Origin of the sequence: Sphingopyxis macrogoltabida (genome assembly GCF_001314325.1) — a bacterium.
GTDB classification, from domain to species: Bacteria; Pseudomonadota; Alphaproteobacteria; order Sphingomonadales; family Sphingomonadaceae; genus Sphingopyxis; species Sphingopyxis macrogoltabida.
This window is the reverse complement of sequence record NZ_CP009429.1, coordinates 1,839,654-1,864,642: the sequence shown is the minus strand read 5'-3', so window position 1 is coordinate 1,864,642 and position 24,989 is coordinate 1,839,654. Positions and strand designations below refer to the sequence as shown.

The following is a 24,989-nucleotide window of genomic DNA, read 5'->3' as shown; positions in this document are numbered from 1 at the left end:
GTCCTGCTGGCCGGAATGGGCTATTCGGTCTGGCGCGGGTTCAATCCGCCTCGGTCGAAGAAGCCCGGGCCGCATAACAATTGGCGGAATCAGGACGGAGCGGGCCGATGACCGAATTCTTCCAGGGCCTCGGCATGTCCTATGAATGGGCGTGGGGCGTCGCGACCATTTGCGGCATCCTGCTCATCGCGCTGCCGCTGATGCTCGCGGTCGCGATGATCATCTATGCCGACCGCAAGATCTGGGCGGCGATCGCGCTGCGCCGCGGTCCGAACGTCGTCGGGCCCTTCGGCCTGCTGCAGAGCTTCGCCGACGGTTTGAAGGTGTTTCTCCAGGAAACGATCATCCCGAGTTCGGCGAACCGGGGCCTGTTCCTGATCGCGCCGATCATCACCTTCACGGTCGCGCTGCTGGCGTGGGCGGTGATCCCGTTCAATTCGGGTGCAGTGCTCGCCGACATTAATGTCGGCCTGCTCTACATCCTCGCGGTGTCGTCGCTCGGCGTATACGGCGTGATCCTGTCGGGCTGGGCGTCGAACTCGAAATATCCGTTCTTCTCGGCGATGCGCGCTTCGGCGCAGATGATCAGCTATGAAGTCTCGATCGGCTTCATCCTGATCGGCGTCGTGCTGTTCGCCGACAGCTTCAACATGAACGAGATCGTCAAGGCGCAACAAGGGCACGGGCTCGGCTTCGTCAACGCCTTCGGTTTCAACCTGCTGCTCTTCCCGCTCGCGGTGATGTTCCTGATCTCGGCGCTCGCCGAAACCGCGCGCGCGCCGTTCGACCTGACCGAGGCGGAATCGGAACTCGTCGCGGGGTACCAGACCGAATATTCGTCGATGAGCTTCGCGCTCTTCTGGCTCGGCGAATATGCCAACGTCCTGCTGATGTGCACGCTCAACGCGGTGCTCTTCTGGGGCGGCTGGCTGCCGCCGGTCGACTGGGCGCCGCTCTATGCCGTGCCGGGCATCATCTGGCTGTTCGCGAAGATCCTCTTCTTCTTCTTCGTCTTCAGCTGGGTCAAGGCGACCGTCCCGCGCTACCGCTATGACCAGTTGATGCGGCTGGGCTGGAAAATCTTCCTGCCGATTTCGCTTCTCTGGATCTTCCTGATCTCCGGCTATCTGATGCTGACGAGGTATTCATGAGTTACGTCGCCCATCTCGTCAAAAGCTTCACCTTGTGGGAGTTTGTGAAGGCGCATGCCCTCACGCTGAAATACTTCTTCAAGCCGAAGGCGACGATCAACTATCCGTTCGAGAAGAACCCGCTCAGCCCGCGCTTTCGCGGCGAGCATGCGCTGCGCCGTTATCCGAACGGCGAGGAACGCTGCATCGCGTGTAAGCTGTGCGAAGCGGTGTGCCCGGCGCAGGCGATCACGATCGAGGCCGAGCCGCGCGACGACGGCTCGCGCCGCACGACGCGCTACGACATCGACATGACCAAATGCATCTATTGCGGCTTCTGTCAGGAAGCGTGCCCGGTCGATGCGGTGGTCGAGGGGCCGAACTTCGAATTCGCGACCGAAACGCGCGAGGAGCTGCTCTATGACAAGGCCAAGCTGCTCGCCAACGGCGACAAATGGGAACGCGCGATCGCGGCGAATCTTGCCGCCGACGCGCCCTATCGATAAGGGCGCGCGCACATGATCCAGCTCTTCGCTTTTTACCTCTTCGCGACCATCGTCATCGCCTCGGCGGCGATGGTGATTTTCGCGCGCAACCCGGTCCACAGCGTGATGTGGCTGATCCTCGCCTTCTTCAACGCGGCGGGGCTGATGCTGCTCGCGGGCGCCGAATTCATCGCGATGCTGCTCGTCATCGTCTATGTCGGCGCGGTCGCGGTGCTGTTCCTGTTCGTCGTGATGATGCTGAACATCGATTTCGCCGAACTGCGCGCCGGTTTCGTGCGGTACCTGCCGCTTGGCGCGCTCGTCGCGATCATTCTCGCCGCTGAACTGGTGTTCGCGGTCGGTGCGTGGAGTGCCGGCGGGGTCGACCTTGCCGCGCGGGCCGCGCCGGTGGTCAGCGACAAGAGCAATATCCAGCAGATCGGCGAACTGCTCTACACGCGTTACATCTTCCTGTTCGAGGCGGCGGGCATCGTCCTGCTCGTCGCGATGATCGGCGCGATCGTGCTGACGCATCGCACGCGCGGCGGGGTGCGCATCCAGAATATCTCGGCGCAGAACCGGCGCCGTCCCGAGGATGCGACACGCCTTGTCGATCCGGGCACCGGGCAGGGGGTTGAACTGTGATTTCGGTCGGCCATTATCTCGCCGTTTCGGCGGTGCTGTTCACGCTGGGCGTGCTCGGCATCTTCATCAACCGCAAGAATATCATCGTCATCCTGATGGCGATCGAGCTCATCCTGCTGGCGGTGAACATCAACCTCGTCGCGTTCAGCGCGGCGCTGGGCGATCTCGTCGGGCAGGTTTTCTCGATGTTCGTGCTGACCGTTGCCGCGGGTGAAGCGGCGATCGGTCTTGCCATTCTCGTTATCTATTTCCGCGGCCGCGGCACCATTGCCGTCGACGATGCCAACCGGATGAAGGGGTAAGCCGGTGATCCAGGCGATCGTTTTCCTGCCGCTGCTCGCGGCGCTTGTCGCAGGGCTCGGCCAGCGGGTCATCGGCCCGTTCGCGTCGAAAATCGTCACCACGGGCGCGCTGTTCGTCAGCTGCGCGCTCAGCTGGCCGATCTTCCTGTCGTTCGTGGCGGGAACGGGCGAAGCCGGGGTGACGCCGGTGCTGCACTGGGTTTCATCGGGCGCGCTGCAGTTCAACTGGGAACTGCGCGTCGATACGCTGACCTCGGTGATGCTCGTCGTGATCACGACGGTGTCGGCGCTCGTCCACCTCTATAGCTGGAGCTATATGGAGGAAGACCCGGACCAGCCGCGCTTCTTCGCCTATCTGTCGCTCTTCACCTTCGCGATGCTGATGCTCGTGACCGCGAACAATCTCGTCCAGATGTTCTTCGGCTGGGAAGGCGTCGGCCTCGCATCCTACCTGCTCATCGGTTTCTGGTACAAAAAGCCGAGCGCCAATGCGGCGGCGATCAAGGCGTTCGTCGTCAACCGCGTCGGCGATTTGGGCTTCATGCTAGGCATCTTCGGCACCTTCCTGGTGTTCGGTACCGTGTCGATCCCCGAGATTCTTGCCGCTGCGCCGGGCATGGCTGGCTCGACGATCACCTTCATGGGGATGCGGCTCGACACGATGACGATCCTCTGCCTGCTGCTGTTCGTCGGCGCGATGGGCAAGTCGGCGCAGCTCGGCCTGCACACCTGGCTTCCCGACGCGATGGAGGGCCCGACCCCGGTGTCGGCGCTGATCCACGCCGCGACGATGGTTACCGCAGGCGTCTTCATGGTCTGCCGCCTGTCGCCGATGTTCGAGACCGCACCGATCGCACTCGGCGTCGTCACCTTCGTCGGTGCCGCGACCTGCCTGTTCGCCGCGACGGTCGGCACGACGCAGTGGGACATCAAGCGCGTCATCGCCTATTCGACCTGTTCGCAGCTCGGTTACATGTTCTTTGCCGCGGGCGTCGGCGCCTATGGCGCGGCGATGTTCCACCTGTTCACGCACGCCTTCTTCAAGGCGCTGCTGTTCCTTGGCGCCGGCTCGGTCATCCACTCGATGCACCACGAACAGGACATGCGCTATTACGGCGGCCTCAGAAAGCATATCCCGATCACCTTCTGGGCGATGACGATGGGCACGCTGGCGATCACCGGCGTTGGCATCGCGGGCGTCGCGGGCTTTGCCGGCTTCCACTCGAAGGACGGCATCCTCGAGGCGGCGTTCGCTGCCGGCGGCGGCGGTCAGATCGCTTTCTGGGTCGGTATCTTCGCGGCGCTGCTCACCAGCTTCTATTCGTGGCGGCTCGTTTTCCTGACCTTCTACGGCAAGCCGCGCTGGGAGCAGAGCGAGCATATCCAGCACGCGGTGCATGACGACCATGGCCACGGCCATGACGATCACGCGCATGCGGCGCACGACGATCACCACCATGACGCACATCATGGATCTTCGAGCGACGGCACGGCGGGTTATCACCCGCACGAAAGCCCGTTGCCGATGCTGATCCCGCTGATCGTGCTGTCGATCGGCGCCGTGTTCGCAGGCTTCGTCTTCGCGCACCCGTTCATCTATCCCGAAGAAGGCCTTGCCTTCTGGAAGGGCAGCATCGCGTTCGACGAGCATCTGATGCACGCCGCGCACGAGGTGCCGACCTGGGTCAAGTGGACGCCGTTCACGGTGATGGCGATCGGCCTGTTCCTCGCGTGGAACAGCTATATCCGCAACACCAGCCTGCCGGGACGTTTCGTGGCGCAGTTCAAGCTGCTCCACCAGTTCCTGTACAACAAATGGTATTTCGACGAGCTCTATAACATCCTGTTCGTGAAGCCCGCCTTCGCGATCGGCCGCTTCTTCTGGAAGCGCGGGGATGAAGGCACCATCGACCGCTTCGGTCCCGATGGCGCCGCGGCGCTCGTGCAAGGGGGGACCCGTCTCGCGGTCCGGCTGCAATCGGGTTATGTTTATGGATATGCGTTCGTGATGCTGCTCGGTCTTGTCGGCCTCGCCAGCTGGGCCATGGTGAATTTCCTGTGAGCGGCGGTCTTCCCATCCTCTCGCTGATGCTCGCGGTGCCGCTGGTTGCGGCCGTCCTCTGCATCTATGCCGGTGACCGCAACGCGCGGCTGATCGCGCTCGCCGCGACCCTGGTCGATTTCGTGCTCGGCTGCGTCCTCTGGGCGCAGTTCGACATCGGGGGGGCGCAGTGGCAGTTCACCGAACGCGCCGACCTGTTCGGGCGTTTCCAGTGGGCGCTTGGCATCGACGGCATGGCGCTGATGCTGATCATGCTCAGCGTCTTCCTGATGCCGCTTTGCATCCTCGCAAGCTGGGACGCGATCAAGAGCCGTGTCGGCCTCTACATGGCGATGTTCCTGATCATGGAAACGATCATGATCGGCGTGTTCTGCGCGCAGGATTTGCTGCTGTTCTACATCTTTTTCGAAGCCGGACTGATCCCGATGTATTTCATCATCGGTATCTGGGGCGGTGCGAACCGCATCTATGCGGCGTTCAAATTCTTCCTCTACACGCTGCTCGGATCGGTGCTGATGCTCGTCGCGATGATCGCGATGATCCGCGAAGCGGGGACGACCGACATCCCGACGCTGCTCGCCTATAATTTCCCGCCGGAAATGCAGACATGGCTGTGGCTTGCCTTCTTTGCCAGCCTCGCGGTCAAGATGCCGATGTGGCCCGTCCACACATGGCTTCCCGACGCGCATGTGCAGGCACCGACCGCCGGCTCGATGATCCTCGCGGGCGTGCTCCTGAAGCTCGGCGCCTATGGCTTCCTGCGCTTCATGATGCCGATGTTCCCCGACGCGTCGGCGCAGCTCATGTGGATCGTCTTCGCGCTGTCGATGGTCGCGGTGGTCTACACCAGCCTCGTCGCTCTGGTGCAGAATGACATGAAGAAGCTGATCGCTTACTCGTCGGTTGCCCATATGGCGATCGTCACTGCGGGCCTCTTCGCGTTCAACCAGCAGGGGATCGAAGGCGCGCTGATCATCATGCTCAGCCATGGTGTCGTCTCGGCCGCGCTCTTCTTCTGCGTCGGCGTAATCTACGACCGGCTCCACACGCGTGAGATCGACCGTTACGGCGGGCTCGCGGTGAACATGCCGGCCTATGCGCTGTTCTTCATGCTGTTCACCATGGCGTCGATCGGCCTGCCGGGCACGTCGGGCTTCGTCGGCGAATTCCTGAGCCTGCTCGGCATCTATGAAGCGTCGAGCGTCGTGGCGTTCGTGTGCACCACCGGCATCATCCTCGGTGCCGCCTATATGCTCTATCTCTACCGCCGGGTCGTGTTCGGCGAACTGACCAAGGACGATGTGAAGGCGATGCCCGACCTGACCGCACGCGAATGGACGATCATGGCGCCGCTCGCCGCCGTGGCGCTGTGGATGGGCGTCTATCCCGAAAGCTTCCTCGCGCCGATGCGCGGCGACGTGACGACGGTGGTCGCGCGCCTCGCGCCCGCCAAGCCCGCCGGCGACGCGCATCTTGCCGCAGCCAAGCCGAAGGCGGCCAAGGCGCATGAAGGCGAAGCGGCCCACGGATCGAGCCACGCAGGAGGCGTCCAATGACCGCCGATCTCGCGCTCATCTGGCCCGAGCTGATCCTGACGATCGGCGGGCTTATCACCCTGATGCTCGGCACCTTCGCGGGTGACCGGCAGGTCGGCCTGTATCAGGGGGCGTCGTTGCTGACGCTCGCCGCCGCCGCGGCGGCGGTCGTGGCGCTGTTCGGCGTCAACGCAACCGTCTTTTCGGGCACGCTGTCGGTCGACGGTTTCGGCGGTTTCGCCAAGCTGCTGATCTATGCCGCGAGCTTCGTCTGCATCCTCGTCGCGCCGCGCTTCTTCACCGGCGGCATGCGCGCCGAATATCCGGTGCTGATCCTATTCGCAGCGCTCGGCATGGGCATAATGGCGTCGTCGCGCGACCTGATGACGCTCTATGTCGGGCTCGAGCTCAACAGCCTTGCCGCCTATGTGCTCGCCAGCTTCATGCGCACCGACGAGCGGTCGAGCGAAGCGGGGCTCAAATATTTCGTCCTCGGCGCGCTCGCATCGGGCATGCTGCTTTACGGCATCTCGCTGCTTTACGGCTTTTCAGGCACTACCGATTTTGCCGGTATCGCGGCGCGGATGGGCGGCGAGATCAATATCGGGCTGATCTTCGGCATCGTCTTCGTGCTCGCGGGGCTCGGCTTCAAGATCAGCGCCGTGCCGTTCCATATGTGGACCCCCGACGTCTATGAAGGCGCGCCGACGCCGGTGACGACCTTCTTCGCCAGCGCCCCGAAAGTGGCGGCGATGGCGCTGACGACGCGCGTCGTGATCGACGCGATGGGGCCTGCGGTCGGAGCCTGGCAGCAGATCATCATCTTCCTCGCGCTCGCGTCGATCATCCTCGGCGCGGTTGGCGCGATCGGCCAGAAGAATATCAAGCGCCTGCTTGCCTATTCGTCGATCAACAACGTCGGCTTCATGCTGATCGGCCTCGCTGCCGGGACGCAGCAAGGGGTCGAGGGCGTGCTGACCTATCTGCTCGTCTATGTCGTGACGACGCTCGGCGCTTTCCTCGTCGTTCTGCAACTGCGCGACGCCGAGGGCAATCAGGTCGAAAGCATCCCGGCGCTCGCCGGCCTGTCGCAGCGCCGCCCGGGGCTTGCCGCGGCGATGGCGGTGTTCCTGTTCAGCCTTGCCGGCATCCCGCCGCTGTTCGGTTTCTGGCCGAAGTATCTGGTGTTCGAGGCGGCAGTGAACGCCAACCTCGTACCGCTTGCGGTTGCCGGTATCGTCGCTTCGGTGATCGGCGCCTTTTATTATATCGCGATCATCAAGACGATGTATTTCGACGACAAGTCGGACGTCGAAGTCACCGGCGGCGGCAATGTCGTCGAGGGTACGATCGTCGCGGTCAGCGCGCTGTGGCTGTCGGTGATCGGCTATCTGTTCATTCCCATGCTGGCGATCGCTTCGGCGGGCGCCGCGTCGGTGCTGTTCTGATCCCCCCGATCGAGCGGGTAGCGCAGACAGGTTCGACCAACGCCGACCTGCTGGCGCGACTGGCGGGCGGCGAGCATGTCGGCGAGGGCCATTGGCTCGTCGCCGACCGCCAGACCGCCGGCCGCGGCCGCCTGGGCCGCGGCTGGAACGACGGGCAGGGCAATTTCATGGGCTCGACCGTCGTCCACCTGACCGCCGGCGATCCGTCGCCCGCGACGCTCGCGTTGGTCGCGGGGGTCGCCTTGGCGAAAGCGGTGACGGCGATGGCGCCGGGGCTCGACGCCCGGCTCAAATGGCCGAACGACCTGCTTGTCGACGGCGCCAAATGCGCCGGCATATTGATGGAGCGCACGGGCAATGCGGTGGTGATCGGGATCGGCGTCAATCTGGTCGCCGCGCCCGAACTGCCCGATCGCCCGACGGCGGCGCTCGCCGCCAAGGGCGCGGTGCTCGACCGCGATCGCTTCGCCGAGGCCCTGGCGATCGCGATGGTCGATATATTATGGACATGGCGGCAGGAGGGTGTCGACAGCATCGTCCGCGCCTGGCTGCCGCAAGGCCATCCGGTCGGGACCCCGCTCCGCGTGTCGGAGCAGGGCATCGACGGTAGTTTCGACGGGCTCGCGCCCGACGGCGCGCTGCGCTTGCGCCGCGCCGACGGGGAGGTCATGCTGATCCATGCCGGGGACGTCGAGCTGCGCCGCCCGGTCGAGGGGAATTGAGATGCTGCTCGCGATCGATGTCGGAAACACCAACGCCAAATTCGCGCTGTTCCGCGACACCGAACTGCTCGCGCGCTGGCGGATCGCGACCGACGATCGCCGCACCGCGGACGAGTATATGGTCTGGCTCGACCAGCTCCTGCGCATCGAGGGACATGACCGCGCCGGGGTAAGCGATGTGATCATTTCGACCGTCGTGCCGCGCGCGCTCCACAATCTGCAACTGCTCGCGCATAAATATTTCGGCGTCGACGCGCTGGTCGCGGGGCGTGACCCGGTAACATGGGGCATCGCGCTGAAGGTCGACGAACCGCAGTCGGTCGGCGCCGACCGGGCGGTGAACGCGATCTCGGCGCAAGCCGTCGCGCCGGGCAGGGACAAGCTCGTCATCAGCTTCGGCACCGCGACGACGCTCGACCATATCGGGCCGGATGGCGCCTATCTTGGCGGCATCATCGCACCGGGCGTGAATCTGTCGCTCGAATCGCTGGTCGCGGCGGCGGCGAAGCTGCCCCGCATCGCCATCGAAGCGCCCGAAACCGATAGCGTCATCGGGCGCACCACCGAAAGCCAGATGCTGATCGGCGTCTATTGGGGCTATGTCTCGATGATGGAAGGCCTGATCGCGCGAATGAAAGCCGAGATCGGCAAACCGCTTACCGTCATCGCGACGGGCGGCCTTGCGACGCTGTTCCAGGAACAGGCACAGTTGTTCGACCGTATCGAGCCCGATTTGACGCTCAACGGGTTGATGCATCTCTATAACCAACGGAAGCAGGACAGATGACCACCCCCGGCAAGGAGTTGCTTTTCCTCGCATTGGGGGGCTCGGGCGAGATCGGCATGAATGCCAATCTCTATGGCTGCGACGGCAAATGGATCATGGCCGACCTTGGCGTGACCTTCGGCAGCCACGATTATCCCGGCATCGACATCGTCATGCCCGACCTCGAATTCATCGAGGACCGCAAGAAGGATTTGCTCGGCATCGTGCTGACCCATGGGCACGAGGACCATATCGGCGCGATTCCTTATCTGGCCGCCGACCTTGGCGTGCCGCTCTATGCCAACCGGTTCACCGCGGGGCTGATCGCGCACAAGCTTGCCGAGGAAGGGCTGGAGAAAGAGGTCGAGATCAAGGTCGTCGATATCGACGCCAGTTTCCGGATCGGGCCCTTCGGCATCCGGCTCGTCCCGTTGGCGCATTCGATCCTCGAAATGAGCGCGGTGGTGATTGACACGCCCTATGGCCGCGTTTTCCATACCGGCGACTGGAAGCTCGACGAGGAACCGATCCTTGGGCAGCCCGCGACCGCCGCGGCGCTGACCGCGATCGGCGACGAGGGCGTCGATGTGCTCGTCTGCGATTCGACCAATGCGTTCAACGCCGAGGCGTCGGGCAGCGAGGGCGGGCTGCGCGAGGGGCTGACTCAGGCGGTCGGCGCGGCAAAGGGCAGGGTGGTCGTCACCACCTTCGCCTCGAACGCCGCGCGGCTGGCGACGCTGGGCGCGGTGGCCAAAGCGACCGGGCGGACCTTGTGCGTCGCGGGCCGCTCGCTCGACCGCATCCTCGGCGTCGCGCGCTCGGTCGGCTATCTCAAGGATTTCCCGCCGACGGTCGATTTTGACGAGGCGATGCGGCTGCCGCGCGACAAGCTGATGGTGATCGCCACCGGCGGGCAGGGCGAACCGCGCGCGGCGCTGGCGCGCATGGCTTCCGACGGGCACCAGATCAAGCTCGAGGCCGGCGATACCGTCGTCTTTTCGTCGAAGCAGATTCCCGGCAACGAGGTCGCGATCGGGCGGATCATGAACCAGCTCGCCGCGAAGGACGTGCTGACGGTGACCGAAAAGCAGGCGCATATCCACGTCAGCGGCCATCCGGGCCAGCCCGAACTGGCGGCGCTTTACGGTTGGCTCAGGCCCAAGCTGGTCGTGCCGGTGCACGGCGAGATCCGCCATATGCACGAACAGGCGCGCTTCGCACTAGAACAAGGCGTGCCCGATGCGCTGATCCAGGAAAATGGCGATCTCGTCCGCCTGTCGCCGGGGCCCGCGAAAATCGTCGAGCGTGTGCGTTCGGGGCGACTCATCCTCGACGGCGACGTGATCCTGCCCGCCGACGGCGAGACGATCAACGAGCGGCGCAAGCTGGCGCTCAACGGCCAGATTTCGGTCGCGGTGATCTTTTCGGACAAGCGCTTCGTCGACAGCGCGGTGAGCTATCGCGGCGTTCCGGTCGAGGACGAGCGCGAAACCTTCGTCGACGAGCTTCGCGAAGCCGCCGAGCAGGCGGCGACCGGCCCGGCCCGCGACGAGGAAAAGCTGCGCGAGGCGATCCGGCTCGGCGTGCGGCGCGTTGCGACCAACTGGACGGGCAAGAAACCCGTCGTCGACGTCATGCTCGTCGATATCTGACCTACGGAAGCACGACGATGAAATGGACCTCGGCACTCGCCATCTATCTGCTGTTCTGGGCGTTCAGCGCCTTTTTCGTGCTGCCGTTTCACGGGCGCCGGACGAGCGATGACCAAACGCCGCTGGTGCGCGGGCAGGAACCGGGAGCGCCGGCCGCCTTCCGGCCGCGACGCATCCTGCTGCAAATGACGATCGTCGCGACGGTCGCCTTCGGCCTCTATTACCTTGCCTATGTGAACGGCTGGGCCGACCCCGACGTACTGAGCGGGCGGGCTTGAAGCACCGTCTGCTTTGGGGTGGAAAGCGGACGTTTCCAACTTTTGTCATCCCCGCGAAAGCGGGGATCCAGAGTAGTGTAAACCCGCCCTGGGTTCCCGCTTTCGCGGGAATGACACAGTGAGGAATTCCAAACGACTTACGTCCGCTACCGGCCGAGAGCCGCCGTCTCACCCGATTCCGTCTGAACGCAATCAGTTCCGCAGGCGATCGATGGCCTGCGCCATGGCGACATAGAGTTTGCCGATATCCGACGACAGCAGGGTCACGCTGATCGCCGATCCGTCGCGCGCGCCGATCAGCAGGCGTAGCATCGCTTCGAAATCGTGGATGAACTGGTTCACCGCGGCGTGGAAATTGTCGTCATTCTGGTAGACGCGCAGAATTTCCTTCGCTTCGCTATTCTCGATCAGCTTCACCGCGCGCCGCGCAAAGACGCCGCGGTCGCCCTTGAGATAGGCGTCCCATGCGGCGTCGCTGACCTCGGTCGAGAGGATCTTGGTGACGTCGATCGCCGTCGACTTCAGCGCTTCGGTGAGCACGCCGACCTGCTTGGCCAGCGAATCGCGATCGGAGGCGGCGATCGCCTGCTCGGCTTCGAGCGCGCGCTGTTCGACGCTGGCGCTGGTGTCCATGATCGTGATGAGCTGGCGCATCAGCCGGTCGGCGGCGGCGTTCGCGGCTGTAACCGCGCGCTGCGAGGCGTCCTCGATCGCGTTGAGCTGCGTCATGATCTCGGTCTTGAACGCCGCATCGATCGCGTCGCTGGCGGTCGCCTGCATCGTCTCACGAGCACCGGCGATCAGCCGGTCGAGCGTCTCGCGCGCCTGTTCGGCGGCCGAATCGGCGGTGCTGCGCACCTCGGCCAGCGTCGCGATCATCCGCGCCCCGCCCTGTTCGGCAAAGTCGTCGGCGCCGTCGCGCAGCTTTGCCAAGGCCGCATCGGCTTCGGCAAGCGCGGCGTTGACCTGTTCGACGAGCAGCCGCTGGTTTTCGGCATGGCTGGTCATCTGCGCTTCGTTGGTCTTCAGCGTCGCCTGCACGGCATTGACGTGCGACAGCGTCGATTGTGCGACGAGTTCGGAGGCGTCGAGCATCGGGCGCAGTTCGGACAGCGCGGTCTGCGTCGTCTTGCCGTGCGCGGTCATGCGGCCAAGGGCGTGCGGCAGCGACTCGTCGAGTTCGCGCGTCACCGCATCGAGCGCGAGGAGCAGCGATTCGGCATGGCCGACAAGCTGCTGCGCCGAGCCGTTACCGCTCGTCACCTGATCGGCAAAGGCGCCAAGCTGCGCCTTGGTGTCGGCAATGGCGCGGCCAATCACGTCGGTGCGTTTGGCGACGCTGGCATCGAGACCGGCAAGCTGCTGTTCGACGTCGGCGACATGCGCGCCGATGCGGGCCGCAAGCGCTTCGCTCGCTTCGCCATGGGCGGTCAACTGGCTGCCGATGGCGTCGCCGGCTTCGCGTGCCGCTGCCAGCTTTGCGTCCATCTGCGCGGCAGCGGCATCGACGCCGTCGCGGAACTGTCGCCAGCTCTCGTCCATCTGACCAGTCACCGCGGCCACGGTTGCCGACATATCGTCGCGTGCCGACGCGGCTCCCTTCGCGATTTGCGCCAGCGCCGTGCCATGCGCGCCGGTGACCTGCGCCGAAGCGGCAAGCAGGTCGGCTTCGGTTTCCTTGGTCTGTCCCTGCAGCGCGACCATCGCTTCGAGAACGCTGGTGGTGGCGGCTTCGCTGGTCTGGGCGGTTTTGGCGGCTTCCTCGCCGAGCGCCGCCAGTCGCGCCTCGAGGTTCGCGCCCTGCTGGTGGGCGACCAGCCCGGCTTCGCGGAAATTCACCGCAAGCCGCTGCGCGACATCGTCGATGCGCGGCAGGCCCGCGAGCAGCCCGTCCATCCGCTGCATCGCGACGTCGCCCGACCGCGCGAGCTGGTCGTGCGCGTTGGCGATCACCGACGCGTTGCTGGCGAGGCGGTCGCTGCTGTCGTGCAACCGGGCGACCGTATCGAGCCCGAGTTGCTGGACGATCTTCGCTTGCTCGGCGAGCTGTTTCTGCGCGTCGGCGAGATGTAGGCCGAGTGAATGCATCGACTGGCCGAGCATCATATTCTCGTTGCGGAGCGACGTCGTGATCCGCGCGAATCGCGCCTGCTCCGACCGGCTCGAACGGAGCAGTGCCATCCACAATATGGCGAGCAAGGTGAGCGGCATCGAGATGGTGGCGATCAGCGCCGGCCAAGCTTCCGCCGCAGGCGCCGCAGCGAAGCCGCCGGTCGCGCCATAAAGCGCAAAGAATGTCCAGCCGGCGCCGAGCAGGATGAGAAGGGCCGGGGCGAGGCGATCGCGCCATGCCGAGGGCGGGGCAGGAGCGTCGCTCGCGTCGTCCGCGGTTTCGGCTTCGGTAAGCGGCGACATATCCAGCCAATCCCGTTCGGCGGCAGGCGCGGTTTCGGGCGCAGGCGCTGCTTCGGGCGCAGCGGCCTGTTCCGGAACCTTGCCGTCCGTTTCCTGGTTTGCCGCGGAATCCCGCCACAATCCGACGATCTTCTTTTCCCCCGTCATCCCCCCATCTTAGCACCAAATGTCGCCCGAGAAACCGAAACTTAACCACAAGCTGCCAAGCCTGTGGAATGTCTTTCGATAGTGGCCCTCTCGACCGGTATCTGAGTTCCGCCGTCGGTGACGACGCAGCGATCACGCTCGAACTGCGCAGCGTGTTCACGGACAGCGCCCGCGACCTTGCCGACCTGATGCGCCGCGCCCGTTGCGATGCGAACTGGCACGTCGCGGCCCTGCGGCTTAAGGGGCTGGCCGCGACATTCGGAATCGTGCCGCTCATCCAGCTTTCCGAAGCGGCGATGGCTGGCGCGCCCGGCGATCCCGCAGTGCTGCGTCAGATCAACCGGGCGATCGACGAGGTCTGAACGCTCCACTTGCGCCAATCCGGGTTCAATCCCCGTTCAGCCGCGCCTCTACATGATAAATATCGACCCCGGCTGTCTTGCCTTGGCAACGCGACGGGTTTAGCCGCGTTACCGAACCGCGGCCGAGCCCATTTGTGTGCCGAGGCGAGGCGGCCGTATCTTTGAGGAGAGATTTCGATGTTCAAGCGTTTTCGCTCGATGCCCGCGACGGCGATGGCCGCTGCGCTGGGCTGCGCGCTGATGATGTCCGCTGCCCCCGCCGGTGCCAAGGAAAAGAAGGAAAAGGACAAGAAGGAAGAGTCCGCCAAGGGAGGCGGCATTTCGGTCAGCAAGGGCTTCATCCCCGCCGCCAAGAAGATGGAAGAAGCGTCGAAGGCCAAGGACGCCGCTGCATTGCAAGCCGCGCTGGCCGAAGGCCAGGCATCGGCCACGACCCCCGACGACAAATATCTCGCCGGCTTCTACCAGCTCCAGCTCGGCATCCTGAACAAGGATCAGGCGGTGCAGAGCCAGGGGCTCGACGCGATGCTCGACACGGGCGTCACGCCGGCGGAAAATGCCGCGACCTATAATTTCTTCTCGGGCAACTTTGCCTATGGCGCCAAGGATTATGCGAAGGCGGTGAAGCGCCTCGAAGCGGCGAAGGCCGCGGGTTCGACCGAGGCGCAACTGCCGCTGTTGCTGATGGACAGCTATTTGCAGCAGGGCCAGATCGACCAGGGGCTCACGATCGCCAAGGCCGGCATCGAAGCCAGCCGTGCCGCCGGACAGCGTCCCTCGGACGAGCTTTATGTGCGTCCGATCCAGGCGCTGCAAAAGGCGAACCGCAATCCCGAGGCGCTCGACCTGATGACGCTCCGCATGCGCGACTATAACCAGCCGCAAGTGTGGCGTCAGACGCTGTTCATCCTGTTGCAGCAGACCGGTGAGAACAAGGAAATCGCGCTCGACACGCTGCGGCTGATGCGCGCGACCAAATCGATGCTCCAGCGCCCCGAATATTCGGAATATGCTGCGCTCGCCACCGAAGCCGCGCTTCCCGGCGAAGTCGTTGCGCTGGTCGCCGAAGGCAAGGCGAGCAAGGTCATTCCGACGCCCGACGCCAATTTCGACGGAATCGCGAAGACGCAGGGCGAACGCGCGGGCGACGAGGAATCGACGCTGACCGCCTATGCCGCCAAGCCTTCGACGCAGTCGAACCCGAAGGTCGCGGGCGCGACCGGCGACGCTCTGGTCAGCTATCGCCGCTACGCCGACGCGGTGCCGCTCTACAAGGCGGCGATCGCTGCCGGCGGCGACAAGGAGCTCTGGACCTACCGGATGGGTGTGGCGCAGGCGCTGGCCGGCGATGCCGCCGGCGCGAAAGCCAGCTTCGCGCAGGTCACCGGCCCCCGCAAGCGGCTTGCCGATCTGTGGGTGATCAAGGTCGATGGCGGCGCCGCGCCGGCGCCCGCCGCGACACCCGCAACGGGAAGCTGATTCCTTTACTCGATGCAGAAATGGGCGCCGTCCTCCCCGGACGGCGCCCTTTTTTATTGCGGACCGTCAGACTAGTCTTCGACAGGGATGCCGGCGAGCTGCTTTGCGGTGCGGATCGTCAGCGAGGTCTTCACGCTGGTGACATTGGGCGCCGACGTCAGGTGCGCGGTCAGGAACGACTGGAAGCTCTGGAGATCGCGCGCGACAACCTTCAGCAAGAAGTCGATCTCGCCGTTCAGCATATAGCATTCGCGCACTTCGGGCAGGCCGCCGACATAATCCTCGAACGCCTTGAGGTCCGATTCGGCCTGGCTGCGCAGGCTGACCATCGCGAACACCGTGATGCCATAGCCGAGCTTCGCGGCGTCGAGGTCGGCGTGGTAGGACCGGATAACCCCCGATTCTTCGAGTGCACGGACGCGGCGCAGGCACGGCGGGGCGGTCAGCCCGACCATCTGCGCCAGCTCCACATTCGTCATCCGCCCGTTTTTTTGCAGCTCGCCCAATATCTGCAAATCGATCTGATCGAATTTTTGGCTCGCCATTTTGTAACTTCCGCTGTCCTTGCAAGCCGCTGACCATAATATTATTTCAGGCGAATGCAATTGTCCCACAATGCGACGAGGATGGTTAAGGTGCTTTCATGACCCATTGATTCACGCTAGCCGCTAAGGATACGCTAACCAACGAAATGAGGGTGGGGCCGGCTTCGCGTGACTGCTGACTCGATGATTACGACCATCTTGCGCCAGGCGCCTTCGGACCGCCGGGCGAGCATTGCTGCGTGGCGTCAACTCTCCGATATTCTGGCGCAGCGCGGCAATCAACTGCGCGATGGCGATATTCGTCGCAGCTTGCATGCGCTCGCCGTCCTGCGGCCGCAGGTCCCCGAAAATGTCCGCCGTGATTGCGCGCGGGCGATCGCACGCCATGGCCGGTTTGCGCCGCTCGTCGCGCTTTATGCCAATGACGTGCCCGCGGTATCGGCCGCGATGCTCGGCGGCGCGCGTTTGTCGGAAGCCGACTGGCTCGCGCTGCTCCCGGCGACGGGGGCGATGGCGCGGTCGATCCTCGCCGGACGCGACGACCTGCCGGTCAATGTCCGCCGCGCGTTGGCCAGCCTCGGCAGCGGATCGGTCGCCTTGCCCCAGCCGGCGAACGCGATCGAAACGCCGATGGCGCTTGCCGAGACCGGCGCCGAGGTTGCGGCGGCTTCGCCGGCCAACGATACCGGGTCGAACCAGATCAGCGAACTCGTCCGGCGGATCGACAAGTTCCAGTCGACGCGCGGCCAGCCGACGGCGGCGCGCAAGCCGCGCACCGGTTTCCTTTTCGAAACCGGCCCCGATGGCGTCATTCACTGGGTCGACGGGATCGCACGCGGCAGCGCGATCGGCCTGTCGATCGCCGAGGCTGCCTTCGGCGGCGAGCCGGGCACCGATGGCGTCGCCGCGGGCGCGTTTCGCCAGCGGGCGGAGATGATCAACGCGCGCATGATCCTCGACGGCACGCCCGCCGATGCGGGCGAGTGGCGTTTTTCGGCCTTGCCCTGGTTCGACCCGGCGACCGGACAGTTTCGCGGATACCGCGGTACCGCGCGGCGACCCTACCGCAACGAGACACCCTACGGCCATCCGGCAGCGCCGGATTCGGGCGATTCGATCCGCCAGCTCATCCATGAACTGCGCAGCCCGCTCAACGCCATCTCCGGTTTTGCCCAGATCATCTCGGGGCAGATGTTCGGTCCGGTCAGCGGGGCGTATCGCGGGATGGCGGAGACGATCGTCGCCGACGCCGCTTCGATCCAGGCGATCATCGACGACCTCGAAACTGCGGCGCGGGCCGGCGAAAGCGTGGCAACCGAACCGGTCGGTGAAACGGTCGACGTCGCGGCGATCGTGGCGCAGGTCGAGCACGACCTTGCCGGGCTGCTCGCGGAACAGCGGATCGACCTCAGCATCTCGCGCGTCGGCGGGTCGTTTTTCGCCCGGGCGGGCGACGCCAACGCGCGCCGGATGATCGGCCGCCTGCTTACCGCGCTGGTCGATGTTTCCGAACCGGGGACGATCATGGTCGGGCAGCTTGTCACCGAAACGGCGCATGACGACATGCTGCAACTACGCATCGTCCGTCCGGCGTCGATTCGCTTCGCGACCGCCGCCAACCTGCTCGATCCCGGTTTCAGCCCCGAAGGCGAAGCGCCCGGCGCGGCGATCCTCAGCCTCGGCTTTTCGCTCCGTCTCGTCGACAGCCTCGCGCGCGGCGCCGGGGGACGACTCGAAATCGGGCATAACGCCTTGACCTTGCATCTGCCCTCGGCCAACCCGGGCGCTGGCAGCGGGCTGGACGTCCAGCAAAGCGAATAGAGCGCGGACCGGGGCCGACGGGGGAAATTGCGGTGCAGCCTGCGGGCAATCTCTTGGCACATCCAGCAGCGTCGAGCCTGATCCTGCTCGATGCCGGCGAACGGCCACGCTTCTGGGTGACGATCGACACCGAAGAGGATTTCGACTGGCGGGCGCCCTTTGCGCGCAGCGGCTATCGCCTCGACTCGGTTCCCGCGCTCGCCGAATGCCAGGCGTGGTTCGAGCGTGCAGGCGTGCGGCCCATTTATCTGGTCGACTGGCCGATCGTCACCGACGACCGCGCGGTCGAGATATTGGGCGCGGCGGCGGCGGACGGGCGCTGCGAAATCGGCGCGCAGCTTCATCCTTGGGTGACCCCGCCGCACGACGAGGAGGTGAGCGAGCAAAACAGCTATACCGGCAACTTGCCCGCCCAACTCCAGCGCGCCAAGATGACGGCGCTGCGCGACGGGATCCGCGACCGTTTTCGCCTTTCGCCGCTCGTCTATCGGGCCGGCCGCTATGGCCTGGGCCCCGAAACGGCAACGATCCTCGCCGAACTCGGCTTCCGCTGCGATACGTCGGTCCGCTCGGGCTTCGATTATCGCGCCGGACATGGCCCCGACTATCGCGGCGCGCCGCTCGCGCCCTGGTGGGTGCCGGCCGGGCAGGGCGATATCCTCGAAGTGCCTGTGACGACGGTGTTCGGCGGTTTGCTGGGGCGGGCGGGCAGCAGCCTTTACCATCGGCTTGCGCGGCAAGGCACCCATGTCGGCGCAGCGCTCGCGCGGCTGGGGCTCGTCGAGCGGATCGCCCTGACCCCCGAGGGTATTCCCGCCGAGCGTGCCTGCCGGGCGGTCGATATCGCCCTCGACCAGCGGGTGCCGGTCCTCAACTTCTCCTTTCACTCGCCGTCGCTGCAGCCCGGCAATACGCCCTATGTCCGCAGCAGCGCCGATCTCGACCTCTTCTATCGCTGGTGGGACGTCTTGCTGGAGCATCTGGCTCGGCGGGGTGTCGAAGCGACGACCGCGGCGGAGATATTGGCGATGGCCGAACGCAGGGCAAGTGCGGTCTGAGCGCGTTGCCGCTTGCCAATCCGCCGGGTGCTCCGCTATCGCCCGCACACCCCGCCGGGTAAAGGAGGGGCCTGTAGCTCAATGGTTAGAGCTGGCCGCTCATAACGGCTAGGTTGCGGGTTCGAGTCCTGCCGGGCCCACCATTTTCTCCCGCCGCACCGGCATTTCCCTTGCATCTTGCAACCGATCGCGGTCCATTGGCCGCAGATGGCGGAGGGGAGTAATTATGGCGAAACGGCGGATCATCATCCTGGGCGGTCTTGCGGTGCTAGCACTGGCGGCGGGAACGGTCGCAGTGCGCACGGCAGGCTTCGCGCCCAAGGATATCGCCGACGGCAGCGACATCCGCCTTGCCGCCGCGCCGCCCTATGATCTTGATGCCGCCGTCGCCCATCTCAGCGCGGCGGCGCAGATCCGCACGATCTCGCATCAGGACCCCGCCGAAAACGAGATTGCCGAATGGGACCGGCTGCACGGCTGGCTGGCGAAGACCTATCCGGCGATGCATCGCGCGATGACGCGCACCATCCTGCCGAACCGGACGCTCATCTATCACTGGCCGGGCAGCGATCCGGCGGCGAAGCCGATCATCGTGATGGCGCATCAGGATGTCGTCCCGGTCACCGAAGGCACCGAAGGCGACTGGAAATATCCGCCCTTCGCCGGAACGATCGCCGAAAACGCCGTCTGGGGCCGCGGTACGGTCGACGACAAGGGATCGCTGATCGGCCTGTTCGAGGCGCTGGAGGCGCTGGCGGCGCAGGGTTTCAAGCCGAAACGCGGCATCTATCTGGTTTCGGGGCATGATGAGGAAGCCGGCGGTTCGGGCGCGGTCGCGGCGGCGGCGAAGCTCAAGGCCGACGGCGTCCGCGCGCTGTTCACGCTCGACGAGGGCAGCGTCGTGCTGCGCGATACGCCGGTGATCAATGGCCCGGCGATCCTGATCGGCGTCGCCGAAAAAGGCTATGCGACGCTCAAGGTCACCGCCAACGCTCCCGGCGGGCACAGTTCGATGCCGCCGCCGGAAACCGGGGTGACGACGCTCGCGCGCGCCGTGCTGGCGATCACCGAGAAACCTTTCCCGATCGAGATGCGCGGCCCCGGCGCGGCGATGATCGAGGCACTGGCGGCGCACAAGGGCGGCACGACCAAGATGGCGGTCGCCAACCAGTGGCTGCTCGGCTCGCTCGTCAAGCGCGAGGTGGCGGGCTCGCCATCGTCGGCCGCCGCATTCCACACCACGATCGCGCCGACGATGCTGCAAGGAAGCCCGAAAGAGAATGTGCTGCCGCAATCGGCATCGGCGCTGATCAACTATCGCATTGCGCCGTGGAACAGCTCGGCCGATGTCATGGCGCGCGCCAAGGCCGCGGTCGGCGACGCGCCGGTCGAACTGACCTGGGTCAAACCGCCGAACGAGCCTTCGCGCGTGTCGTCGAGCAGTTCGCCGGGCTGGAAATATGTCGTCGCCGCAGCGCGCGCCGACGCTCCCGATGCGGTGGTTTCGCCCTATCTCGTCGTCGCGGCAACCGACAGCCGCAGCATGGAGCCGATTTCGGACGATGTGTACCGCTTCATGCCGATGCACTTCACGCTCAAGGAAACCGCAATGATCCACGGCACCAACGAGCATATGACGATCGACAGCTTTCGCCGCATGATCGATTATTATGCGCGATTGATCGCGACGTCGGCGGGGTAACGGCGGAGAGAGTGGTCGGGGAGACAGGATTCGAACCTGCGACATCTTGCTCCCAAAGCAAGCGCGCTACCGGGCTGCGCCACTCCCCGACGCCGTGGGCGCCTTAGACGGCGTCGAAGGGCAAGTCTATACGCTGTGCTCTGCGGGGCCCTTGAGTTCGATCAGATTTCCTTCGGGATCGCGGAAATAGACCGACGGACCTTCGCCTTCGGCGCCGTAACGCGGCCCCGACTGCTCGATCGCGACGCCATGACGGGCCAGATGCGCGCGGATCGCATTTTCGTCGAAGGGATGGATAGCCAGTGCAAAATGGTCGAGGTTGCGGCCCTCGCGGCCCGGTGCGGCGCCCCCGGCGGCGCCCAGCTTGCCGTCGATCGTCACCAGATCGATCAGCGAACGACCGGCGCGGAGCTGGAACAGTCCGATTTCGAACTGGGTGCGCTCGTCGCTGCATCCCAGCACGTCATGATAGAAATCGAGCATCGTCCGAATGTCGGATACACGAAGGACGACATGGTCGAGACCTGCCATCGTGAAGGGGATCGTGGTTTCGGACATGCGCGTCTCCATCCTCATGCTTGCCGAATGGACGCATGGCGGCGCCCGACCGTTCCGGATGGCGGAAGCCAAACAAAAAAAGACGGCCTTCCCGAAGGAAGACCGTCCCTTTTCGTTTCAGTCATTGCCCCGAAGGGCTGCGACTTACTTCTTTTCTTCAGCCGGAGCAGCAGCCTTGGCGTCAGCAGCCGGAGCGGCAGCGTCGGCAGCCGGAGCAGCAGCGGCGTCAGCGGCCGGAGCGGCAGCAGCGTCGGCGCCAGCAGCGGCAGCGTCGGCACCAGCGGCAGCGGCGTCGGCGCCAGCAGCAGCGGCGTCAGCGCCTTCTTCCGCAACAGCTTCAGCAGCCGGGGCGTCGGTGGTGGCTTCTTCAGCAGCCTTTTCACCGCAAGCGGCGAGGGCGAACATGCTGGCAGCAACGGCGATAGCAGCAAACTTCTTCATGATGTGTGGGCTCCCTAAAATGCCTTTCCGCGTCCGGGAAAACTTCCCGTACCGCGAGCGGCGGGATTTAGCCGTTCCGCATGAATCGTCAACAAAAATAATTGAGATGGCTGGCGGGCTCGGAATTCTGTCATTTAGTTGAAACGTTCATGGCAGCTCGGCATCGCTGCTGTTGGCGAGAATCGCCAAAACTGCCGTCCAGACCACGACATTCTGCCGCAATTGGGCGGGATCGACCTTGTCCAGCGTGTCGTCGGGCGTGTGGTGCAGGTCGAAGTAACGTGTCCCATCCTGTTGCAGGTCGATCGCCGGTACCCCTGCCGCGATCAGCGCGCCGACATCGGCACCGCCGCCAGCGGGATGCTGGCCCATCGTGACGCCGAAGGGCGCGACGGCGAGGGCGATGCGATGCGAGAGTTCCTTGGCGCTGTCGGGCAGCTTGAAGTCGACCCGCCAGATCCGGTCGGCGCCGAAGTCTGACTCCATCGCCACGGCGTGTTTTTCTTTCCCGTGCGCCTCGAAATAGGCCTTTCCGCCGAAGACGCCGACCTCTTCGGCGCCGGCCCAGAGCAGCCGGATCGTCCGGCGCGACTGGCCGGCCGCCATCACATGTTTCGCGGCAGCGGTAATGATGCCGCAGCCCGCCGCATCGTCGATCGCGCCGGTGCCCTGGTCCCAGCTATCGAGATGGCAGGCGATGATGACCGGGCTCGCGGCAGGATCGCTGCCCGCCACTTCGGCGATGACATTGCCCGAATGTTTCGTGCCGAGGTTCCGCGGCGTCAGGACCAGCTTCATGCGAAGCGGCTCGGCATCGTCCTTCGCCGTGGCGGGATTGGTGAGGCGCTGCGCGCGCTGCCATTGCCGTACCAACTGGTCGGCGTCGGGGTTCGACAGGGCGCCAGCGGGGATCGGCGTGACGCCCGCCTCGAAATTGGTCCCGCCGGTATGCGGCACCCGGTGGCTGTCGGTTCCGATCGAGCGGATCACGACCGCGACCGCGCCCTTCTTCGCCGCGACGTTGGCGCCCGTAAAGCGCGCCCGGCCATATTGGCCATAGCCGCTGCCGTCCTGCGCCGCCTTCATCTGATGGTCGATGAAGACGATCTTGCCTTTTACCTGCCCGGAAGGGGCGGCGACCAACTCGTCATAGGTCGCGAAATAGGCGATCTCGCCTTCGATTCCCTTCGGTCCGGTCGAAGCGCTGTTGCCGAGCGCGGCGATTGCCAGTTTCTGGGGCAGGAAAGGGCCGATCAATGACGCTTCTTCCGCGCCGCGGACCCAGACCGGCATATCGAACTGCTCTTCGCGGACGTTGGCGAAACCCATCGACTGTAGCCGCGCGACGGCCCAGCGCCGCGCCGCGGCTTCGGCCTCGGTACCGGCCATGCGCGGGCCGATCTCGGTCGTCAGATCCTCGGTGATCGACCATGCGATGTCGTCGCCGCGCTGCGCCAGATCGACCGCCGTCGGCGGCGGCGGAAGCGAGGCGGAAGCGCCGGCGGTGGTCAGGAGAAGGGTGGCAATCCCGGCAAGGCGGGTAAAGGAAGGCATAGTTTTCATGCCGCTGTCGTAACGGTCCGACCCGCGGGCGCAAGCGCCGATTGCCAAGCCCGCGCCCATTCGCTAACCGGCGCCCAACTCTTCCGGCCGCGCATCTGTGGCCCAGCCCATACCGGAGCATTTCCATGGCCGCCCAATATAGTTTCGTGATGAAGGGTCTGAACAAGACCTATCCCGGCGCGCAAAAGCCGACGCTGAAGGACCTCAGCCTGCAATTCTATCCCGATGCCAAGATCGGTATCGTGGGCCCGAACGGCACCGGCAAGTCGACGCTGATGAAGATCATGGCCGGCATCGACACCGAATTCACCGGCGAAGCGTGGCCGGGCGAGGGGATTACCGTCGGCTATCTGGCGCAGGAGCCCGAGCTCGACCCGACCAAGACGGTCAAGGAAAACGTCATGGACGGCGTCCGCGGCGTTGCCGACATGATGGAGCGCTTCAACGAGATCAGCACCCTGATGGCCGATCCGCCCGCCGACGCCGATTTCGACGCGTTGATGGAAGAAATGGGTTCGCTGCAGGAAAAGATCGACGCGGTCGACGGCTGGACGCTCGACAACCAGCTCGAAATCGCGATGGAAGCGCTGCGCTGCCCGCCCGGTGACTGGAGCGTCGAGAATCTCTCGGGCGGCGAACGCCGCCGCATCGCGCTGACCCGCTTGCTGCTCGAGAAGCCGTCGATCCTGCTGCTCGACGAACCGACCAACCATTTGGACGCCGAAAGCGTCGCCTGGCTCGAAAAGCATCTCGTCGACTATCCGGGCAACGTCATCCTCGTCACCCACGATCGCTACTTCCTCGACAATGTCGTGAACTGGATCCTCGAACTCGATCGCGGCCGCTATTTCGTCTACGAAGGCAATTATTCGACCTATCTCGAAAAGAAGGGCAAGCGCCTCGAACAGGAAGCGCGCGAGGATGCCGGCCGCCAGAAGGCGATCAAGGATGAGCTCGAATGGATCCGGCAGTCGCCCAAGGCGCGGCAGGCCAAGTCGAAGGCGCGTATCAAGAGCTTCGACCAACTCGTCGAAGCGCAGGAAAAGCGTATCCCGGGCAAGGCGCAGATCGTCATCCAGGTCCCCGAACGCCTTGGCGGCAAGGTCATCGAGGTCGACGGCATCTCGAAGGCCTATGGTGACAAGCTGCTGTTCGAAAACCTCAGCTTCTCGCTGCCGCCCGGCGGCATCGTCGGCGTGATCGGTCCGAACGGCGCGGGCAAGTCGACCTTGTTCAAGCTGATCACGGGGCAGGAAACCCCCGATGCCGGCAAGGTCACGATCGGCGACACCGTCCGCCTCGGCTTCGTCGACCAGAGCCGCGACGACCTCAAGCCCGACAACAATGTCTGGCAGGAAATCTCGGGCGGCCACGAGCTGATGAACATCGGCAAGCACGAGATGCAGACGCGCGCCTATGTCGGCGCGTTCAACTTCAAGGGCGTCGACCAGCAGAAGAAGGTCGGCCAGCTGTCGGGCGGTGAGCGCAACCGCGTCCACATGGCAAAGATGCTGAAACAGGGCGGCAACGTGCTGCTGCTCGACGAACCGACCAACGACCTCGACACCGAAACGCTCGCCGCGCTCGAGGAAGCGCTTGAAAATTTCGCGGGTTGCGCGGTGGTCATCAGCCACGACCGCTTCTTCCTCGATCGCCTCGCGACGCACATCCTCGCGTTCGAGGGCGACAGCCATGTCGAATGGTTCGAAGGCAATTTCGAATCCTATGAGGAAGACAAGATCCGCCGCCTCGGCGACGATGCGACGCGCCCGCACGCGACGTCTTACAAGAAGCTGACGCGCTGATCCCGATGTCGGAGGAAGCGCCAATATCGGAGCCAATCTCTTCAGGCGCGATCCGCCTGGATGCGGAC

22 protein-coding genes and 2 tRNA genes are annotated in these 24,989 nt (G+C 64.9%); 18 read left to right on the top strand and 6 right to left on the bottom strand.

Features of this window, described 5'->3' with window-relative positions:
• Nucleotides 1-107 precede the first annotated feature (107 nt).
• The 11 genes from nuoH to LH19_RS09215 are packed head-to-tail and all read left to right on the top strand — an operon-like array spanning nucleotide 108 to nucleotide 11,025.
• A complete protein-coding gene (gene nuoH, locus LH19_RS09265) occupies nucleotides 108-1,151 on the top strand; it encodes an NADH-quinone oxidoreductase subunit NuoH (protein ID WP_054727294.1) in 1,044 nt (347 codons plus the stop codon).
• Nucleotides 1,148-1,636 (top strand): NADH-quinone oxidoreductase subunit NuoI, encoded by a 489-nt coding sequence (gene nuoI, locus LH19_RS09260; RefSeq protein ID WP_054587889.1) that lies wholly within the window; start codon nucleotides 1,148-1,150, stop codon nucleotides 1,634-1,636. The genes nuoH and nuoI overlap by 4 nt, the downstream gene beginning before the upstream one ends.
• A gap of 12 nt (nucleotides 1,637-1,648) precedes the next feature.
• A complete protein-coding gene (locus LH19_RS09255) occupies nucleotides 1,649-2,260 on the top strand; it encodes an NADH-quinone oxidoreductase subunit J (RefSeq protein WP_054727292.1) in 612 nt (203 codons plus the stop codon).
• On the top strand, nucleotides 2,257-2,562 hold the full coding sequence (gene nuoK / locus LH19_RS09250; protein WP_003051614.1) for an NADH-quinone oxidoreductase subunit NuoK: 306 nt from the start codon (nucleotides 2,257-2,259) through the stop codon (nucleotides 2,560-2,562). Before LH19_RS09255 ends, nuoK begins: the two co-directional genes overlap by 4 nt.
• 4 nt (nucleotides 2,563-2,566) lie before the next feature.
• Nucleotides 2,567-4,624 (top strand): NADH-quinone oxidoreductase subunit L, encoded by a 2,058-nt coding sequence (gene nuoL / locus LH19_RS09245; RefSeq protein WP_054727290.1) that lies wholly within the window; start codon nucleotides 2,567-2,569, stop codon nucleotides 4,622-4,624.
• The gene (locus LH19_RS09240) at nucleotides 4,621-6,180 is read left to right on the top strand and encodes an NADH-quinone oxidoreductase subunit M (RefSeq protein ID WP_145923405.1); all 1,560 of its coding nucleotides are present in this window, start codon (nucleotides 4,621-4,623) and stop codon (nucleotides 6,178-6,180) included. The genes nuoL and LH19_RS09240 overlap by 4 nt, the downstream gene beginning before the upstream one ends.
• On the top strand, nucleotides 6,177-7,607 hold the full coding sequence (nuoN, locus tag LH19_RS09235) for an NADH-quinone oxidoreductase subunit NuoN (protein ID WP_054727288.1): 1,431 nt from the start codon (nucleotides 6,177-6,179) through the stop codon (nucleotides 7,605-7,607). The genes LH19_RS09240 and nuoN overlap by 4 nt, the downstream gene beginning before the upstream one ends.
• Nucleotides 7,529-8,329 carry a biotin--[acetyl-CoA-carboxylase] ligase gene (locus tag LH19_RS09230; protein ID WP_082395543.1) on the top strand — a complete coding sequence of 267 codons (801 nt, stop codon included), beginning with the start codon at nucleotides 7,529-7,531 and terminating at the stop codon, nucleotides 8,327-8,329. The genes nuoN and LH19_RS09230 overlap by 79 nt, the downstream gene beginning before the upstream one ends.
• A gap of 1 nt (nucleotide 8,330) precedes the next feature.
• Nucleotides 8,331-9,116 (top strand): type III pantothenate kinase, encoded by a 786-nt coding sequence (locus LH19_RS09225; protein WP_054727285.1) that lies wholly within the window; start codon nucleotides 8,331-8,333, stop codon nucleotides 9,114-9,116.
• Nucleotides 9,113-10,747 carry a ribonuclease J gene (locus tag LH19_RS09220; protein WP_054727283.1) on the top strand — a complete coding sequence of 545 codons (1,635 nt, stop codon included), beginning with the start codon at nucleotides 9,113-9,115 and terminating at the stop codon, nucleotides 10,745-10,747. The genes LH19_RS09225 and LH19_RS09220 overlap by 4 nt, the downstream gene beginning before the upstream one ends.
• Nucleotides 10,748-10,764: 17 nt before the next feature.
• Nucleotides 10,765-11,025 carry a DUF1467 family protein gene (locus LH19_RS09215; RefSeq protein WP_054727281.1) on the top strand — a complete coding sequence of 87 codons (261 nt, stop codon included), beginning with the start codon at nucleotides 10,765-10,767 and terminating at the stop codon, nucleotides 11,023-11,025.
• A 192-nt stretch (nucleotides 11,026-11,217) separates the two neighbouring features.
• On the opposite strand, the gene LH19_RS09210 is transcribed toward LH19_RS09215, so the two are convergent.
• Entirely contained in the window at nucleotides 11,218-13,587 is a 2,370-nt protein-coding gene (locus tag LH19_RS09210; RefSeq protein WP_054727279.1) for a hypothetical protein, read from the bottom strand.
• 68 nt (nucleotides 13,588-13,655) lie between these two features.
• Here LH19_RS09210 and LH19_RS09205 point away from each other — a divergent pair, with 68 nt between their 5' ends.
• Both LH19_RS09205 and LH19_RS09200 read left to right on the top strand, forming a co-directional pair.
• On the top strand, nucleotides 13,656-13,949 hold the full coding sequence (locus LH19_RS09205; protein WP_054727277.1) for an Hpt domain-containing protein: 294 nt from the start codon (nucleotides 13,656-13,658) through the stop codon (nucleotides 13,947-13,949).
• 177 nt (nucleotides 13,950-14,126) lie between these two features.
• Nucleotides 14,127-15,428, top strand: a complete 1,302-nt coding sequence (locus LH19_RS09200; protein ID WP_054727275.1) for a hypothetical protein — start codon at nucleotides 14,127-14,129, stop codon at nucleotides 15,426-15,428.
• 71 nt (nucleotides 15,429-15,499) lie between these two features.
• Here the strand turns inward: LH19_RS09200 and LH19_RS09195 are convergent, their stop codons facing one another.
• Nucleotides 15,500-15,973, bottom strand: a complete 474-nt coding sequence (locus LH19_RS09195) for an Lrp/AsnC family transcriptional regulator (RefSeq protein ID WP_054727273.1) — start codon at nucleotides 15,971-15,973, stop codon at nucleotides 15,500-15,502.
• 183 nt (nucleotides 15,974-16,156) lie between these two features.
• Here LH19_RS09195 and LH19_RS09190 point away from each other — a divergent pair, with 183 nt between their 5' ends.
• The 4 genes from LH19_RS09190 to LH19_RS09175 all read left to right on the top strand — a co-directional run bounded on the left by LH19_RS09190 (nucleotide 16,157) and on the right by LH19_RS09175 (nucleotide 20,554).
• Entirely contained in the window at nucleotides 16,157-17,794 is a 1,638-nt protein-coding gene (locus LH19_RS09190; RefSeq protein WP_054727271.1) for a histidine kinase dimerization/phospho-acceptor domain-containing protein, read from the top strand.
• 53 nt (nucleotides 17,795-17,847) lie between these two features.
• Nucleotides 17,848-18,852 carry a polysaccharide deacetylase family protein gene (locus LH19_RS09185; protein ID WP_234716120.1) on the top strand — a complete coding sequence of 335 codons (1,005 nt, stop codon included), beginning with the start codon at nucleotides 17,848-17,850 and terminating at the stop codon, nucleotides 18,850-18,852.
• Between the two features lie 67 nt (nucleotides 18,853-18,919).
• Nucleotides 18,920-18,995, top strand: a tRNA-Ile gene (locus LH19_RS09180).
• An 83-nt stretch (nucleotides 18,996-19,078) separates the two neighbouring features.
• On the top strand, nucleotides 19,079-20,554 hold the full coding sequence (locus LH19_RS09175) for a M20 family peptidase (RefSeq protein WP_054727267.1): 1,476 nt from the start codon (nucleotides 19,079-19,081) through the stop codon (nucleotides 20,552-20,554).
• Nucleotides 20,555-20,566: 12 nt separating this feature from the next.
• Here LH19_RS09175 and LH19_RS09170 read toward each other — a convergent pair.
• The 4 genes from LH19_RS09170 to LH19_RS09155 form a co-directional block, all read right to left on the bottom strand.
• Nucleotides 20,567-20,643: transfer RNA gene (locus LH19_RS09170), tRNA-Pro, on the bottom strand.
• A 37-nt stretch (nucleotides 20,644-20,680) separates the two neighbouring features.
• Nucleotides 20,681-21,112 carry a VOC family protein gene (locus LH19_RS09165; protein ID WP_054733266.1) on the bottom strand — a complete coding sequence of 144 codons (432 nt, stop codon included), beginning with the start codon at nucleotides 21,110-21,112 and terminating at the stop codon, nucleotides 20,681-20,683.
• A gap of 14 nt (nucleotides 21,113-21,126) precedes the next feature.
• Entirely contained in the window at nucleotides 21,127-21,495 is a 369-nt protein-coding gene (locus LH19_RS28575; RefSeq protein WP_156344021.1) for a hypothetical protein, read from the bottom strand.
• A gap of 205 nt (nucleotides 21,496-21,700) precedes the next feature.
• On the bottom strand, nucleotides 21,701-23,107 hold the full coding sequence (locus tag LH19_RS09155; protein WP_407696740.1) for a M28 family peptidase: 1,407 nt from the start codon (nucleotides 23,105-23,107) through the stop codon (nucleotides 21,701-21,703).
• Nucleotides 23,108-23,241: 134 nt separating this feature from the next.
• Here LH19_RS09155 and ettA point away from each other — a divergent pair, with 134 nt between their 5' ends.
• Nucleotides 23,242-24,921, top strand: coding sequence for an energy-dependent translational throttle protein EttA (gene ettA, locus LH19_RS09150; RefSeq protein WP_054727263.1), 1,680 nt, complete (start codon nucleotides 23,242-23,244; stop codon nucleotides 24,919-24,921).
• The last annotated feature ends 68 nt before the right edge of the window (nucleotides 24,922-24,989 follow it).

Excerpts from the sequence above, each read along its gene's own strand:
- nuoN (WP_054727288.1), top strand. The coding sequence starts at position 6,177 with ATGACCGCCGATCTCGCGCTCATCTGGCCCGAGCTGATCCTGACGATC.
- LH19_RS09210 (WP_054727279.1), bottom strand. The coding sequence starts at position 13,587 with ATGACGGGGGAAAAGAAGATCGTCGGATTGTGGCGGGATTCCGCGGCA.
- LH19_RS09155 (WP_407696740.1), bottom strand. The coding sequence starts at position 23,107 with ATGCCTTCCTTTACCCGCCTTGCCGGGATTGCCACCCTTCTCCTGACC.
- nuoH (WP_054727294.1), top strand. The coding sequence starts at position 108 with ATGACCGAATTCTTCCAGGGCCTCGGCATGTCCTATGAATGGGCGTGG.
- LH19_RS09225 (WP_054727285.1), top strand. The coding sequence starts at position 8,331 with ATGCTGCTCGCGATCGATGTCGGAAACACCAACGCCAAATTCGCGCTG.
- nuoI (WP_054587889.1), top strand. The coding sequence starts at position 1,148 with ATGAGTTACGTCGCCCATCTCGTCAAAAGCTTCACCTTGTGGGAGTTT.
- ettA (WP_054727263.1), top strand. The coding sequence starts at position 23,242 with ATGGCCGCCCAATATAGTTTCGTGATGAAGGGTCTGAACAAGACCTAT.
- LH19_RS09165 (WP_054733266.1), bottom strand. The coding sequence starts at position 21,112 with ATGTCCGAAACCACGATCCCCTTCACGATGGCAGGTCTCGACCATGTC.
- LH19_RS09220 (WP_054727283.1), top strand. The coding sequence starts at position 9,113 with ATGACCACCCCCGGCAAGGAGTTGCTTTTCCTCGCATTGGGGGGCTCG.
- LH19_RS09175 (WP_054727267.1), top strand. The coding sequence starts at position 19,079 with ATGGCGAAACGGCGGATCATCATCCTGGGCGGTCTTGCGGTGCTAGCA.
- LH19_RS09255 (WP_054727292.1), top strand. The coding sequence starts at position 1,649 with ATGATCCAGCTCTTCGCTTTTTACCTCTTCGCGACCATCGTCATCGCC.
- LH19_RS09190 (WP_054727271.1), top strand. The coding sequence starts at position 16,157 with ATGATTACGACCATCTTGCGCCAGGCGCCTTCGGACCGCCGGGCGAGC.
- LH19_RS09200 (WP_054727275.1), top strand. The coding sequence starts at position 14,127 with ATGTTCAAGCGTTTTCGCTCGATGCCCGCGACGGCGATGGCCGCTGCG.
- LH19_RS09195 (WP_054727273.1), bottom strand. The coding sequence starts at position 15,973 with ATGGCGAGCCAAAAATTCGATCAGATCGATTTGCAGATATTGGGCGAG.
- LH19_RS09205 (WP_054727277.1), top strand. The coding sequence starts at position 13,656 with ATGTCTTTCGATAGTGGCCCTCTCGACCGGTATCTGAGTTCCGCCGTC.
- LH19_RS09215 (WP_054727281.1), top strand. The coding sequence starts at position 10,765 with ATGAAATGGACCTCGGCACTCGCCATCTATCTGCTGTTCTGGGCGTTC.